Annotated in this window: 12 protein-coding genes; 5 read left to right on the top strand and 7 right to left on the bottom strand. The window is 61.1% G+C overall.

Annotation, left to right across the window (positions count from 1 at the left end; all coding sequences use genetic code 11):
- Positions 1-23: 23 nt before the first annotated feature.
- Complete coding sequence (locus tag AC6JA3_RS15590; RefSeq protein WP_026547553.1) at positions 24-437, bottom strand: hypothetical protein; 414 nt, start codon at positions 435-437, stop codon at positions 24-26.
- A gap of 104 nt (positions 438-541) precedes the next feature.
- Between AC6JA3_RS15590 and AC6JA3_RS15585 the strand changes: the two genes are divergently transcribed.
- Positions 542-1,792, top strand: coding sequence for a plasmid pRiA4b ORF-3 family protein (locus AC6JA3_RS15585; protein ID WP_497920261.1), 1,251 nt, complete (start codon positions 542-544; stop codon positions 1,790-1,792).
- A 63-nt stretch (positions 1,793-1,855) separates the two neighbouring features.
- Positions 1,856-2,542: a nucleoside/nucleotide kinase family protein gene (locus tag AC6JA3_RS15580; protein WP_497920260.1), complete on the top strand. Its 687-nt coding sequence runs from the start codon at positions 1,856-1,858 to the stop codon at positions 2,540-2,542.
- A 172-nt stretch (positions 2,543-2,714) separates the two neighbouring features.
- Here AC6JA3_RS15580 and AC6JA3_RS15575 read toward each other — a convergent pair whose 3' ends face one another.
- The 4 genes from AC6JA3_RS15575 to AC6JA3_RS15560 form a co-directional block, all read right to left on the bottom strand.
- Positions 2,715-3,473 (bottom strand): tyrosine-protein phosphatase, encoded by a 759-nt coding sequence (locus AC6JA3_RS15575; protein ID WP_497920259.1) that lies wholly within the window; start codon positions 3,471-3,473, stop codon positions 2,715-2,717.
- Between the two features lie 84 nt (positions 3,474-3,557).
- Complete coding sequence (locus AC6JA3_RS15570; protein ID WP_346347060.1) at positions 3,558-3,989, bottom strand: hypothetical protein; 432 nt, start codon at positions 3,987-3,989, stop codon at positions 3,558-3,560.
- A gap of 461 nt (positions 3,990-4,450) precedes the next feature.
- Entirely contained in the window at positions 4,451-5,869 is a 1,419-nt protein-coding gene (locus tag AC6JA3_RS15565; RefSeq protein WP_497920258.1) for a UDP-glucose dehydrogenase family protein, read from the bottom strand.
- Positions 5,866-7,032: a glycosyltransferase family 4 protein gene (locus tag AC6JA3_RS15560; RefSeq protein ID WP_497920257.1), complete on the bottom strand. Its 1,167-nt coding sequence runs from the start codon at positions 7,030-7,032 to the stop codon at positions 5,866-5,868. Before AC6JA3_RS15560 ends, AC6JA3_RS15565 begins: the two co-directional genes overlap by 4 nt.
- A gap of 157 nt (positions 7,033-7,189) precedes the next feature.
- Here AC6JA3_RS15560 and AC6JA3_RS15555 point away from each other — a divergent pair, with 157 nt between their 5' ends.
- Positions 7,190-9,085 (top strand): FG-GAP-like repeat-containing protein, encoded by a 1,896-nt coding sequence (locus tag AC6JA3_RS15555; protein ID WP_497920256.1) that lies wholly within the window; start codon positions 7,190-7,192, stop codon positions 9,083-9,085.
- A 94-nt stretch (positions 9,086-9,179) separates the two neighbouring features.
- Entirely contained in the window at positions 9,180-11,048 is a 1,869-nt protein-coding gene (locus AC6JA3_RS15550) for an FG-GAP-like repeat-containing protein (RefSeq protein ID WP_497920255.1), read from the top strand.
- A 64-nt stretch (positions 11,049-11,112) separates the two neighbouring features.
- On the opposite strand, the gene AC6JA3_RS15545 is transcribed toward AC6JA3_RS15550, so the two are convergent.
- Positions 11,113-12,006 (bottom strand): hypothetical protein, encoded by an 894-nt coding sequence (locus AC6JA3_RS15545; RefSeq protein WP_238324983.1) that lies wholly within the window; start codon positions 12,004-12,006, stop codon positions 11,113-11,115.
- A 174-nt stretch (positions 12,007-12,180) separates the two neighbouring features.
- Positions 12,181-12,618, bottom strand: coding sequence for a MerR family transcriptional regulator (locus tag AC6JA3_RS15540; protein ID WP_497920254.1), 438 nt, complete (start codon positions 12,616-12,618; stop codon positions 12,181-12,183).
- A 142-nt stretch (positions 12,619-12,760) separates the two neighbouring features.
- Between AC6JA3_RS15540 and AC6JA3_RS15535 the strand changes: the two genes are divergently transcribed.
- Complete coding sequence (locus tag AC6JA3_RS15535; RefSeq protein WP_026542910.1) at positions 12,761-13,183, top strand: Hsp20/alpha crystallin family protein; 423 nt, start codon at positions 12,761-12,763, stop codon at positions 13,181-13,183.
- The last annotated feature ends 163 nt before the right edge of the window (positions 13,184-13,346 follow it).

Below are 13,346 nucleotides of genomic sequence, written 5' to 3'. Positions count from 1 at the left end.
AAATAGGTGGTGACGGTGCCCGCCTAGGTGTTGGCCCGCCGTCGTGCGTTCCGCCGTTCCACGGACTCCATGTAGGTGACGATGCTCGCGATGGTCAGCGCGAGGGAGGAAATCACAGCCAGCAAAGTGGGGGTGCCCTGGAACGGAACCACTATCAAGGGACTGAGCATCATGGCATTGCCGAACCCCGCGGCAGCAAAGATGCCCGCTTTGAGAAGCAGGCACTTGAGGGAGTCCACCATCAGGACTGCTATAGGCGCCACGACTCCCAGCGCCATGGTCAGGACGACGGCGATTGCCCTCAAATCTGCGGGGTCCAGGACGTCGAGGCCACCAGGAGGGGGCGCCGTACCAAGCAGGGTTGCCGACACAGCCGAGCAAACAGCTACGACGCACGTGATGATGCGAAGAGCCGCCGGGTAGAAATGCGTGATCACTGGCAAGTCCTTGTCCTCGTTGAGTTCGACCCCCTACATAGAGGTAGTGAGCGGAACCGGCGGCGAGTGACGCGGGATCGGGGGAGACTGGCAGAATTGCCGTTATGGATTCGCCCCAAACCGTTCCGGCGGTCGAGCTTCGCCTTTCGATCAGTGGCACGGAGCCCCTGATCTGGCGTCAGCTTGTCCTACCGGAAAGTGCCACCCTCGCCGAGTTGCACGGTGCCATCCAGTGCGCGTTTGGGTGGAGGAATTCCCACCTTTACGCCGTAGCGGGCCACGACCGGTCGGGTAAAAAGCGCCTCTTCATGGACGTCGACGACGGCGACGGTCCAGAAGGTGCCGAAAACCCGGCCGCCGCGCGGCTGCTGGAGTTGTTTGACCCTCAGAAGCCGGGAGTATCAGACCTCCTTTACGAGTACGACTTCGGCGACAGCTGGACACATGAGATCGAGGTTGTGGGCCCGGCCGAGCTGCAAGAGAACACCATCGCTTGCCTTAACGGTGCGATGCGGGGACCTATTGAGGATTCCGGCGGAGTGGCTGGCTACGCCAACGTGGTTGCTGTTGTCTCCAACCCCAAGCACCCCGAGCATAGGGAAGCCGTTGAGTGGCTTGAATTCGTGACGCAGGAGAGTGTCTTGAAATTCGATCCGAAAGCTTTTGATCTGGTGGCAGTCAGCGGACAGTTGCGCAGTTTGGCGCAGCGGCTCTGGCCAGGTGAAGTGACGGTTGCGGACTACGAGGACGTTCTGGGCCCGATCCTATGGTTTCTCCAGGAAGCCCAGCACGACGGTCTGCCGTTGACCTCTGCTGGATACTTGAAGCCGTCCTTCGTCAAGCACGCCATGACCGAGCTTGGCTGGGACGACGAATGGATCTCGGCTGGACGGGTCGAGGTGAGCACGTTGCCCATCCGGAGTCTTAGGGAGCAGTTGCAGGAGTGGAAGCTTCTGCGCAAGCTCAAGGACAAACTGCTCCTCACGCCCAGGGGACGGAAACTGGCCGGGGATCCCGAAGCCCTGTGGGCTTTCCTGGCAAACCAGTTCGCGAACCCAGGCAGCGATGCGGAACGCTTGGCAACGCCCCTGTTCGTTCATTGGGAGCTGACTGGCGACGAGCCGCCCTACAATCTTCGGGACCAAGTGATCCAGGCCGCCCTTCACCACGGCGGTTTGAGAACCCGGACGGGTGGCGAGATTCCTCTGTCGTGGGCGAGCGACCTCTACTACGACGTCACACGTAACCTGCACCGACTGGAGCTATGGGAACGCCCAGGTTGGGTGCGGATGAATGAGAAGTTGTCCGACGCCGGCGTTAAGTTCCTCTTGGAGGTTCAGAGCCGGATGGACTGATCGCGCCAAGGTTCACTTCGAACCTTTTGGGGTGATTCCCGTCGTCAGTGCCACCATTGTCTGATGACGAGAGAAAACGTAGTGCCGCGTCGGGCGCAACTGCTGCAGTTCTTTGCCGAGGAAGTACTTGCGCTAGGACCGAGCCGTCAACTTATAGCTATCGACGGGGTTGATGGAAGCGGTAAATCAACCTTCGTGGAAGCGCTCGCCCTCGCAATTCATGGGCGGCCCGTCGTGACAATTCACCTGGATGATTTTCTCAACCTTCAGGATGTCCGCCACCGCCGGGGCCGAGCATCTCCAGAGGGATTCTGGCTGGATACTTACGATTACACTGCTTTCGACCACAATGTCCTCGCACCTTTGAGAAATGGCGGGAACGGAAGAATTCGAAGGGCGGCCACAGATGCCGGCAATAACGTAAGAATCGAGGTCGAACCCCAGCTGGCCCCGGACAACGCTTTGGTACTAGTAGAGGGCATGTTCCTCCACCGCGATGAGTTGGTTGGACTCTGGGACTACTCGATTTTCCTTGATGTGCCCTTTTCCGAGACAGCCAGGCGGATGTCCATAAGGGACGGGAGCAACCCGGACCCGGAACATCCATCGATGCGGCGATACGTCGGCGGTCAACGTATCTACTTTGAGAATTCTCAGCCGTGGTTGCGGGCTACGAGAATCGTTGACAACACCCTTCCGGGCGCACCCAGGCTGCTGTCAGTTCTGGACGCGATGCAGCGACAACGTTAGATCGCCACCGAAGCTCGCGCAGGCTTTGACCGGCAGAATCTGGAGCCGTGGCGAGCGATCTCGCTTACGACGTTACAAGGAACCTGCGCCGATTCGAGTTGTGGGAAGGTCCTGGTTGGGTGCGGATGATTGCGAGGTTGTCCGACGCCGGGGTCAAGTTTCTCTTGGACGTTCAGAATCGCATGGACTGACTCGCCGGGACGCTGCCGCGCCAGCTGAACAGTGCGTCGCGGTCACTTTCGGATAGGCCAGCTGCCTCGATAAAGCCGGGAAGGTCGAAGCCGGCCAAAGCCGTTCGGAAGGCACCTTCCGTGGTGGTTCCGTGGCGCTCGCAGAGTTCGTTCAGTAGAGATTCGGCATTGTTCCTGTTGTCGCTGGCTGCCCTGATATCGCCCAACCGGACCGTTTCGAGGTAATCGTCAACGATCTCCTCCGTACCGGCTTTCACGGCCGAAAGCAGAATCATGGCAATGATGCCGGTCCTGTCCCTGCCGCCCATGCAGTGAAAGAGGACACCGCCTGGCGGTGCATTGACTATGGCCGAGACAGCAGCTCCCGCTCGCTCGGGCATCTCATTGAGGTGGGGCGCAAAGTACATGGCGGTGCCCACCAAACCGTTGTCCCAGTAGTCTGCCCAGAAACCAGTGTTCTCAAGGCCATCGAGGTCCACGTTGATGGTGGTGAGCCAGGTTGGACGTTTCTGGGTGTCCTTCTGCCGTTCACCCGGTTGGCGAAGATCGACGACGGTGCGGATCCCGGCCGCGTGCAAGTGCTGCCATCCATCGGGGCTGATCCGGTCCACGTTGTCGCTGCGGAAGAACACTCCGCTCGGCGTCAGCGTTCCGTCAACGCGTTCCAATCCGCCGAGATCGCGCGCGTTGACCAGACCCTCGGCTCTGAGGGTACGGTCCTTTCTTGCAGGCTCTTCCATGCCCCCAGTAAAGCAAAGGGGCTCACGCTCGCGTGCAAAATGGGGGTGACCGCAGCCTCTCGGCCACGGTCACCCACACGATGACTACTTCTCGCAGCCGATCCCATCTCCGTCATTGTCGAGGCCGTAGATGTCAGAACCAATGACAGTCACCGGTCCCCGCACATACGCCGGCCCATTGCCTTTGCCTCCGGCGCAGTCGACGTCGGATGCCACGGGAACACAACCCGAGTAGTTCGGATCGCAGTTACTCTGTGCCTGCGGCGCCGCTGGGACGACAGTCTTGGGAACAAGCTTGGCGGCCGCGGCGTCAGCAGCCGCCTTGTCAGCAGCGGCCTTATCGGCTGCTGCTTTTGCGGCCGCGGCTTGAGCTGCCGCTGCCTGGTCAGCTGCGGCTTTGTCAGCAGCTGCTTTGTCCGCAGCGGCTTTGTCCGCTGCCGCTTTCTCGGCTGCAGCCTTCGCCGCCGCTTCCGCAGCTCGATCATCGGAAAGTTTCTTGGCGGTCGCTGAGTCCAACCACGTCAATGTGCCGGCGCGGTCAATCGCGCAAACATAGGTCTCACCGGAAGATTTCTGAGTCGCCTTCTCCGTTGTGCAAGCGGTCCCAGCGACCTTACTGGGCGTCGGAGACGGTGTCGCGGACGGTTTTGCCGTTGTGCTGTTCACCGAACTGGCACTTGTTGTCCCTCCCTGGCCGCAGGCCGTACTCATAGCCAATAAAGACGCGATCGCCACCAGCCCCAGTGTCTTCCTGCTTTGAGTCCAGAAAGACTTGCCTGCTAGATGCCGGTTTTTGGCCGTGCGTATAGAACCCTTTTTCACTTATTGCCCCCTTGTAGATGCGCCGATGCGATGGCGCGTCCCGTGACCATAACATTCGGCACATCAGCATGGGGAGGAGAAGTTATCTATGACTTTGGGCTGGGCGCACGTTACGGTCGGCAGGTCCACCGCCCGAGCTCAGGCCCACAAAGGGCTCACGCCCGCGCGTGCTTCTTCCCACCGGCACGCCCGGCGCCGCCCGAACGCCCCGCCACAGCTACCCCAGCCCCGCCACCCGCACCAGCCACAACCGAAGCCCCCGTCCCCAACCCGCGCACGGTCCACCCCGCGCTCCGCCAGGCCTCAGCGTCCAGAACGTTCCGAGCGTCCAGCACCATCCGGCGTCGTACGAGGCCTCCCACAACTGAAGGCGACAGCGCCACGTATTCGTCCCATTCGGTGAGCAGCAGCACCAGTTCGGCGCCTTCGAGGGCGCGTTTGGTGTCGGCTTCGAAGCGGATTTGCGGGTAGCGGATCCAGGCGTTGTTGATGGCTTTGGGGTCGGTGACAGTGACGTGAGCGCCCGCGGCGGCGAGTTGCTGGGCGACGTCCAGGGCGGGGGAGTCGCGGATGTCGTCGGTGTCGGGCTTGAAGGCTGCGCCGAGGATGGTCACGGTGCGGCCGGACAGGAAGCCACGGCACATCTCGCGGGCCACCTCCACGGCGCGGGATCGTTGGTCCAGGTTCACCGCATCAACCAGGGCCATCCATTCATCCACGGACGGCACGGAAAGTTCGCGGGCCTGCGCACGGAACGACCGGATGTCCTTGGGCAGGCAGCCACCGCCGAACCCGAGTCCGGCGTGCAGGTAGCGGTTGCCGATACGCGGATCCAGGCCCATCGCCTCGCTGAGTTCGCTCACGTCAGCGCCCGACGCGTCGCACAGCTCAGCCATCGCGTTGATGAAGCTGACCTTCGTGGCCAGGAACGCGTTCGACGCCGACTTGATCAGTTCCGCCGTCGCGAAGTTGCAGACGAGCCGCGGGATGCCGGCGTTTATCAGCGGCTCGTACACCGCATCCAGCACGGCAGTTACTGGAGCGCCGGCCGCGGCACCCTTGCCACCCGGGACGCCATAAACCAGCCGGTCGGGAACCAGCGAATCCTTCACCGCTGTGCCCTGGCGCAGGAACTCAGGGTTCCAGCCGAGCAGCACGTCCGAGCGTCGGGCCAGGATCGCGCGGAGCGTTTCCACCGTGCCTACCGGCACCGTCGATTTACCCACGACGGCGGCACCCTTGGCCAAGTGCGGCAGGAGGCTCTTCGTGGCGCCCATGAGGTAGGAGAGATCCGCGGTGTCAGAGGTCTTGGACTGCGGGGTACCCACGCAGAGGAAGTGCACCTGCGCATCAGCTGCAGCGGAGAAGTCCGTGGTGAACACGAGACGGCCAGTGGTGCGGCCGTCCTGGAGGAGCTCGTCCAAACCGGGCTCGTGGAAGGGTGCCGCAGCTTTGTTGAGCTGCTCCACCTTGGAGGAATCGACGTCGATGCCCACCACGTTGTGGCCCATCGAAGCGAGCGTTGCTGCGTGGACTGCGCCGAGGTAGCCGCAGCCGATCACGGAAATCTTCATGAGGAGGGTCCTTTGCTTGAGGTGAGTTCTGTGGGCCCGTTTTCACGGGCGGAGGAGGCGATGACTTCGGTGTAATGCCGCACCAGGTCGGCGCTGAGCACAGGCCACGTCCGCCCCTGGACCGAGGCGGTTGCTGCCGTGGCGAACGCGCGGCGCTTGGCCTCGTCGCCCGTCAGGTCCTGGACGTAGCCGCGCAACTGGGTGAGGTTCCCGGGCTCGTACAGCCACCCGGTGCGTGAATTTTCCACGAGGTCCAAGGGGCCACCACGGCCGGTCGCCACCACGGGAACGCCCGATGCCATGGCTTCCTGGATGGTCTGGCAGAAGGTCTCAAACTCGCCGGGATGAACAAACAGGTCAAAGCCCGCAACAGCCTCCGCCAGTGCATCCCCGCCGAGGAATCCGGCAAAATGCGCGTTGGGGAGCTGCGCTTCGAGGGCCGCGCGCTGCGGGCCGTCACCCACGATCACCAGCTTCGTGTTGGGCAGGTCAGCCAGCACGGCAAGATCCTCAACCTGCTTCTCCACGGCGAGCCGGCCGACGTAGCCGATGATCCGGTGACCGTCGGGCGCTACCGAGCTGCGCCACGCCGTCGAACGTTTAGCGGGGTTGAAGCGGGCGGTATCCACACCGCGGCGCCACATGTCCACGCGCAGGATGCCGCGTCCGCGCAACTGGTTCAGCGCGAACGTGGACGGCACAAGGGTTCGGGTGGCCAGGAGGTGGATGTTGTCCACGCGGTTCCAGGCCCAGTTCTCCAGGAACGGCACGCCATAGCGGGCGGCGTAGCTGGGAACTTCGGTTTGGTAGATCGCCACAGTCGGGATGCCGAGTTGGTGGGCGGCCTGCACGGCGCGCCAGCCGAGGACGAACGGGGAGGCGAGATGAACGACGTCGGGGGCGAAATCGGCAAGGATTCGCTTGACCCGATTCACACCACCCAACGCAACCCGCACATTCGTATATCCGGCCAGCGGCACGGAGGGAAGCCGGTGCACATACGCACCCTTCTCGACGCTCGAAACATCAGTGTCCGACGTCGACGGCGCGATCACCATCACCTCATCCCCGCGCTCCTGCAGATGCTCCAGCACCCGCAGTATCGAGTGGGTTACCCCATTCATCAATGGCAGGAATGATTCGGCGACGATTGCGATCCTCACGCCTTCCACGGTGGTCGGGGCGGTTGGCGTGGCGGGTTCGATCCGGTGGCCTGTGGAGGAAGAGTTGGTTAACAGGTGGTTCTCTGTTTTGTCCCAGCGTCCAAGTAGACTTCCCGTATCCGACGTGCTGGGCGTCGAAAGTTCTGGGGGTCTTGCCATGGTTGCTGCTGGGGATAATTCGCGCGCGCTCGGGGAAGTAAATGCACGACGGCGGCGCCGGGCAGCGGCGGGCATGGTCGCCGTCGGGTTGGGGCTGGCTTTGTTGTCCGGTCCTCTGGGCCTGAATGCTACGCCGGCTGTTGCTGATGCCGTGACTGATTTTGCTTCCGTTGGCGAACGCCCGGGAAATATCGCCGTCAACCCGGTGACGAACAAGGCCTACGTGGCCTCCTTCGAAGGCGTTTCCGTCATCAACGGTGTTACTGCCAGCGGAACCATAAATACCGGCGACATGCCCTGGGACGTCGACGTCAACACCGTCACCAACACCGTCTATGCAAGCCTGATCGGCGGAACAGTAGCAGTGGTGGACGGCGCAACGGAGCTCGTCAAAGCCTCAGTTACGGTCGGCGAGCAGCCATACATCGTGTCCGTTAACGAGACCACCAACAAGATCTACGTAGGCGTCAAAGGTGGTGTCACCATCATTGACGGAGCCACCCTGGCCACCACGTTCGTACCGTTGGCCGGCGGAGCGCAGGACATCGTGGTGAACCCTGTGACCGGCAAGGCCTACGTCATTTCCAATGGAACCCTCAAGGTCATTGGAGCAGGCGGCTTCGTGACGGGAACCATCGCCCCGAGCGGGAGCCCCATTCTCAACGTGGCTGTGAACACCGTGACCAATAAGGTCTATGCGAGCACAGGGGCCAACTCGGGTGCCAAACTCCTGGTCATCGACGGAGCCAGCGACACTATCGACGCAACCCTGGCATCGTCCAGCCAACTCGGCCTCATTGCTGTTAACACCGCCAGCAACCGGATTTATGTTGCCGTGGACGGGCCGTCAACTGCTGGCGGCGTGAAGGTCTTCAACGGCTCAACCAACGCCGAGATCGCTACTATCGGTACTTCCTCCCGTGTTCATGAACTGGTAATCAACCCCACTAACAACAAGATCTACGCCGCCACCTACAGCGGCGGTACTACCGTCATCAACGGGCAGAACAACACCAATTACACCGTGTACACAGGCAACGAGCCCGTAGCTGCAGGGGTCAACACCGCCACGGACAAGGTCTACGTAGTCAGCTACTTGCGGGCATCCGTGGGCATCATCGACGCAAACGTTGAGCCGCCGGTCAAGAACGACTTCAACGGTGACGGCTTTGCTGATGTCCTGGCCCGGGAAGCTTCGGGCGTGCTGTGGCTGTACCCGGGCGACGGCTCAGGTGGCTGGCTGCCTCGTATTCAGGTGGGCCAAGGCTGGAACGTCATGAATGCCCTGGTCGCTCCCGGCGACTTCAACGGTGACGGCAACGCTGACGTCCTGGCACGTGACACCGGCGGGCTGCTCTGGCTTTACCCGGGCAACGGTTCAGGTGGCTGGCTTTCCCGCGTTCAGGTCGGCACAGGCTGGTCCGGTATGACCGCCATCGAATCCGAGGGCGACTTCAACGGCGACTCCCATGTGGACATCGCAGCCCGAACCGCCTCAGGCGTGCTGATGGTGTACCGCGGCAACGGAGCCGGTGGCTGGCTCTCTCCCATCCAAGTGGGCACGGGCTGGAACGGCATGTCCGAGATCACCGGCGTCGGCGACTTCAACACTGACGGTGTCTCCGACCTTGTTGCCCGCGACAGCTCCGGCGCGCTCTGGCTCTACCCGGCCAACGGATACGGCAGCTGGCAGCAGCAGCGCGTCATCGGGCAGGGCTGGAACGTCATGAACTCCCTTGTTGGCCCGGGCGACTTCAACGGTGACGGCAATGCCGACATCCTGGCCCGGAACGCCGCAGGCGAGCTGTGGCTCTATGCCGGCAGCGGGGGAGCGGCGTGGCCCACGGCTTCCCGTGTTGGCACGGGGTGGGGCGGGATGACGGCGATTCTGTAGTTCACGTCACAAGCTGTAGACTCCGCTCATCGACGCGGCAGTCGCGTCTCATTTTCTGGGGGTCCCCTTGGGTTCTGTCGCGTCTGGTTCTACTGTGTCCGGATTGAAAAAGTTGGGTCGAAAGCGGACGACGGCGGCTCTTGCCGTTGTGGGTGCGATGGCCGTTTCGCTGTTGGTGGGGTCGCCAGCGAAGGCTGACTCGACGTCGTTCGATATTGCCGTAGGCAACGCGCCGCATGACATATCCGTGACTTATACGGGCGACGTCTACGTTGCCACCGATAACGGCGTGTCAGTCATTGATGCTCGTACTCGAAAGGTGACCACAGTCGACGTCGGGGGCGTCGCTCAAGGTATTGCAACGATCGGTAGCAGCACCGCCTACGTCAGCGTTGCAGGCAAAGCTGGTGCTAACGGCTCCGTGGTTATCATGAATGGGACCACCGTCGCAGGAAGGGTCAAAACCGGCCCCAACCCCGGCATCGTGACCGTCAACCCGGTCACGTCGAAGGTTTACGTCGCCTATAGCAATGGGATAACCGTCCTTGACCCGCGCACCGGTCCTACGCCCGTCGATATCCCTTATTACACGTCTCTTCCGCGTAGCGTGGTTGTCGATTCGTTCAGAAACAAGGTCTTCGTAACCACAGACGGCGTCTTTACCGTCATAGACGGGCAAACAAACGCCAAGGACGTATATGTCCTGGGTGCTGGAGATGCGGTTGGTCACGCTGTGAACAGTCAGACTAACGCGGTTTATCGAACTGTCGCGGGGAGCTACATCGGTAACCCACAGAGCGAACTGGGGCTAGTGGACGACTCCAATCACTCGAACCTCGTCTATCAGATCAACGAAACGTTCGGGAAAGTGGCTGTGAATTCCTGGACCGGTACTGTCTATGTCGAGTCCACGAATGCTGGTGGAAGTTCGTCGATTGTGCTGGTGAATCCGGCAACTAGGCAGAAGATCGCCCAGATTAGCCTCCCGAGCCGGCCGACTTCCTTGGCCGTGGACTCCACCCGACAAAGAACGTACGCCACGCTGAGCCGTGGAGGTGTTTCCGTCATCGACTCTTCCAATACGTCGACTGTAGTTCGAACTGGAGCTCAACCGGTAGCCGTTGCAGTCCACGATTACACGGGCACGGCATACGTAGCCAACCAGGGCAGTGCCTCCGTGACTGTCATTCAGCCCGCTAATCCGCAATCAGTTAAAAACGACTTCAACGGAGACCGCAACGCTGACGTTCTGGCACGTGACGGTTCCGGCACCCTTTGGCTCTATCCAGGCGACGGCGCGGCCGGATGGCTCGACAGGCGGCAAGTCGGTCAGGGGTGGAATGTCATGACGGCCATCGTTGCTCCGGGTGACTTCAACGGTGATGGATCCTCAGACGTCTTGGCCCGCGACTCTTCCGGCGTGCTGTGGCTCTATGGCGGGAACGGCTCTGCCGGTTGGTTGCCACGTGTGCAGATTGGCTTGGGGTGGAGCGGCATGACGGCAATCACCTCAGCAGGCGATTTCAATGGCGACGGCAACCTGGATGTTGCCGCACGGGACGGTAGTGGCGTCTTGTGGTTGTACCCAGGAAATGGCAAGGGCGGCTGGCTGACCAGGGTCCAGATCGGTTCTGGCTGGTCATCCATGACGGACATCCTGGGCGTTGGTGACTTCAACACCGACGGCGCATCTGACCTGATGGCGCGGGATTCCGGCGGTCGGCTCTGGCTCTACCCCGGAAACGGTGCAGGCGGCTGGTTGCCTCAAGTTCAATACGGCCAGGGATGGAATGGCATGACGGCGCTCTTCGCTACTGGTGACTTCAGCGGCGATCGAAAAGCGGACATCATGGCTCGCGATTCGTCTGGCGCATTGTGGCTCTTCTCCGGCAGTGGCGGCGCAAAGTGGCCCATCGGGAGCGTCATAGGCCAAGGCTGGAACGGTATGACCGCGATTCTCTAAGGTGATGAACGGCAAAACCCCCGGATGCAGTTCATGCGGTCGGGGGTTTTGCCGTTTCGTATGCCTATTTGGTGGCGACGAATACCTTGTCGCCGAACATTCCTGCTCGGACTGCCAAGACCCCTTGTCCGGCAGTCGCGCTGGGAACCTCGAACGCCTTATTTCCCGTTGCAGTGGCACCTTTATACAGTGTGCTCATGTTGTCGATTGACTCGGGTGCCACGGCCAGTGTTTTGGTGCCATCGACTGTGTTCCCATCGGCTGTCACGTAGTCGACGGAGACGAAGACGGGCATCTGTCCGTTGGCGTCGTCACCTGTATAGGTTGCCGAGTAGTTGACCAGGATGTACTCCGATCCGGCAACGGGTGCTTTGTTGAATTGGTTGGCTGCCACCACAGCATCCGTAGCGGCCAGCGTGACCGAGTTTATTACTACACGCCAATCCTTTGACTCAATGATCGAACCAATGGGATATGGGTTTTCTCGAGTTCCGGCATTCGCAGCTGCGTCGGTTTTGGCTCCGCTGTCAGTGGCTCCATCCTTGGAAGGCTCTACAACTTTGGTGTCGCCGCTGCCAAAGGCGTTGTCAAACGAGGTCGCCACGACAGCAGTGAAGACGACCACTCCAACAATCGTGCCGACTACGGAAGTGATCAAAGCTGTGACTCCCATCCATTTTGCTTTATCTTTCAGGAAAAGGGACACGATAGCCAAGATGAATGCGATAGGCAGCAGGACCCAGCCGACTATCAGGGCGCCTGGAACACAAGCAAAAATAAAGCCCAGCACAGCTGTTATGAGCGCAATAAGGCCGACCACGTTTAGCTGCTTCTTCGTATTCGTCGGTGGTGCGGGGAGGGTGTATTGCGGCGCTCCGGTGCCTTGCGCGTACTGGGGTTGCTGGGGATGAGGGTAGGGCTGCTGTGAGCCGTCCCCCGGAAGCTCTGGAGTTGTCATGGCATCACTATTGCAGAGCTGAACACTTTAGGCACGATTCCATAAATTGCGTTTCAATAACTTAGTGCTACGAGTCCTTTTTATTATGTGATGTCCCGCTTCCATTTATCCTCGAAAGGGTTGCGCTCTAGTTTTTCGAAGCTTAAGGTCTCGGGGGCGTAATTCATGGAGACCTTAGGAATCCCCGCCCCGCGCCCGCTTCAAATCCTTCCGCAGCCCGCGGTTATCGGCCCGGAGCTCCCGGTTGTCGTCAACCAGCCCCCGGTTGTCCTCGCTCAACCCCCGGTTCTCAGCCTCCAACTCGAGCACCATCTTCACGCCGGCCAGGTTAAGCCCTTCATCCAACAGAACCCCGATCCTGCGAAGCGTCACAAGGTCGTCCTCGCTGTAACGCCGTGTGCCACCGTCGGTCCTGTCCGGGGTGACCAGGCCCCTGCGCTCGTACTGCCTGATGTTCTGCTGCCCCGTGCCGACCAGCTCCGCCGCCACAGAGATTGCGTAGACCCCGCGTGCGTCACGATCGTCGGCAGAAGCTGGCGTGCCGTTCGCCGCGGAAGCAGCCGGGCCGCCGTCGTACTCTTCAGCGGCAGTCGTGCCATCCGAAGCTGCCATCAAAGACCTCCAAAAATCTTCCGAAGAACTACTTGCATCCACTCTCTCACCAGTGCTATAAAAAATCTATACCAGTCGATACAGATCAAGAGGCTGGCACGAACAACAGAATCAGCATCAAGATCTAAGGAGTGAGAACCAAATGCTGATGCGCACTGACCCGTTCCGCGAATTCGACAGGCTCGCCCAACAGGTTTTTGGCACAACAGCACGCCCGGCCGGAATGCCGATGGATGCATGGCAGGAGGACGGACAATTCGTTGTTGCCTTCGACTTGCCAGGGGTTGATCCGGAGACCGTGGATCTGGATGTTGAACGGAACGTCCTCACGGTCAAGGCCGAGCGCAAGTCGCCCGCGGGCGAGAACACCGAGATGCTCGCCGCCGAACGCCCCCAGGGTGTCTTCAGCCGCCAGCTCATCCTCGGCGACACCCTCGATACCGACGGCATCCAAGCCAACTACGACGCCGGCGTCCTGACACTCCGGATCCCGGTCGCAGAGAAGGCCAAGCCGCGGCGCATCGAAATTACTTCCAGCGGGCAGAGGCAGGAAATCAACGCATGACCCGTACGCTCCGCCGGAAGGCTCACCCGGGGGTGGCCCGCCAGCGGAGCGCCGGCCGGGAACGACGGAAGCGGCCGCATCGGAATAGTTGGGCGCAGGCTTCGCGCCACGTCACAGCGTTTTTAGCGCACATGAAAGCGGCCCCCGATGTCGTCTCCCGAGC

The sequence above is a fragment of the Arthrobacter sp. TmtSoilC79 genome (genome assembly GCF_059739405.1).
This window is presented reverse-complemented; position numbering and strand designations above follow the sequence as displayed.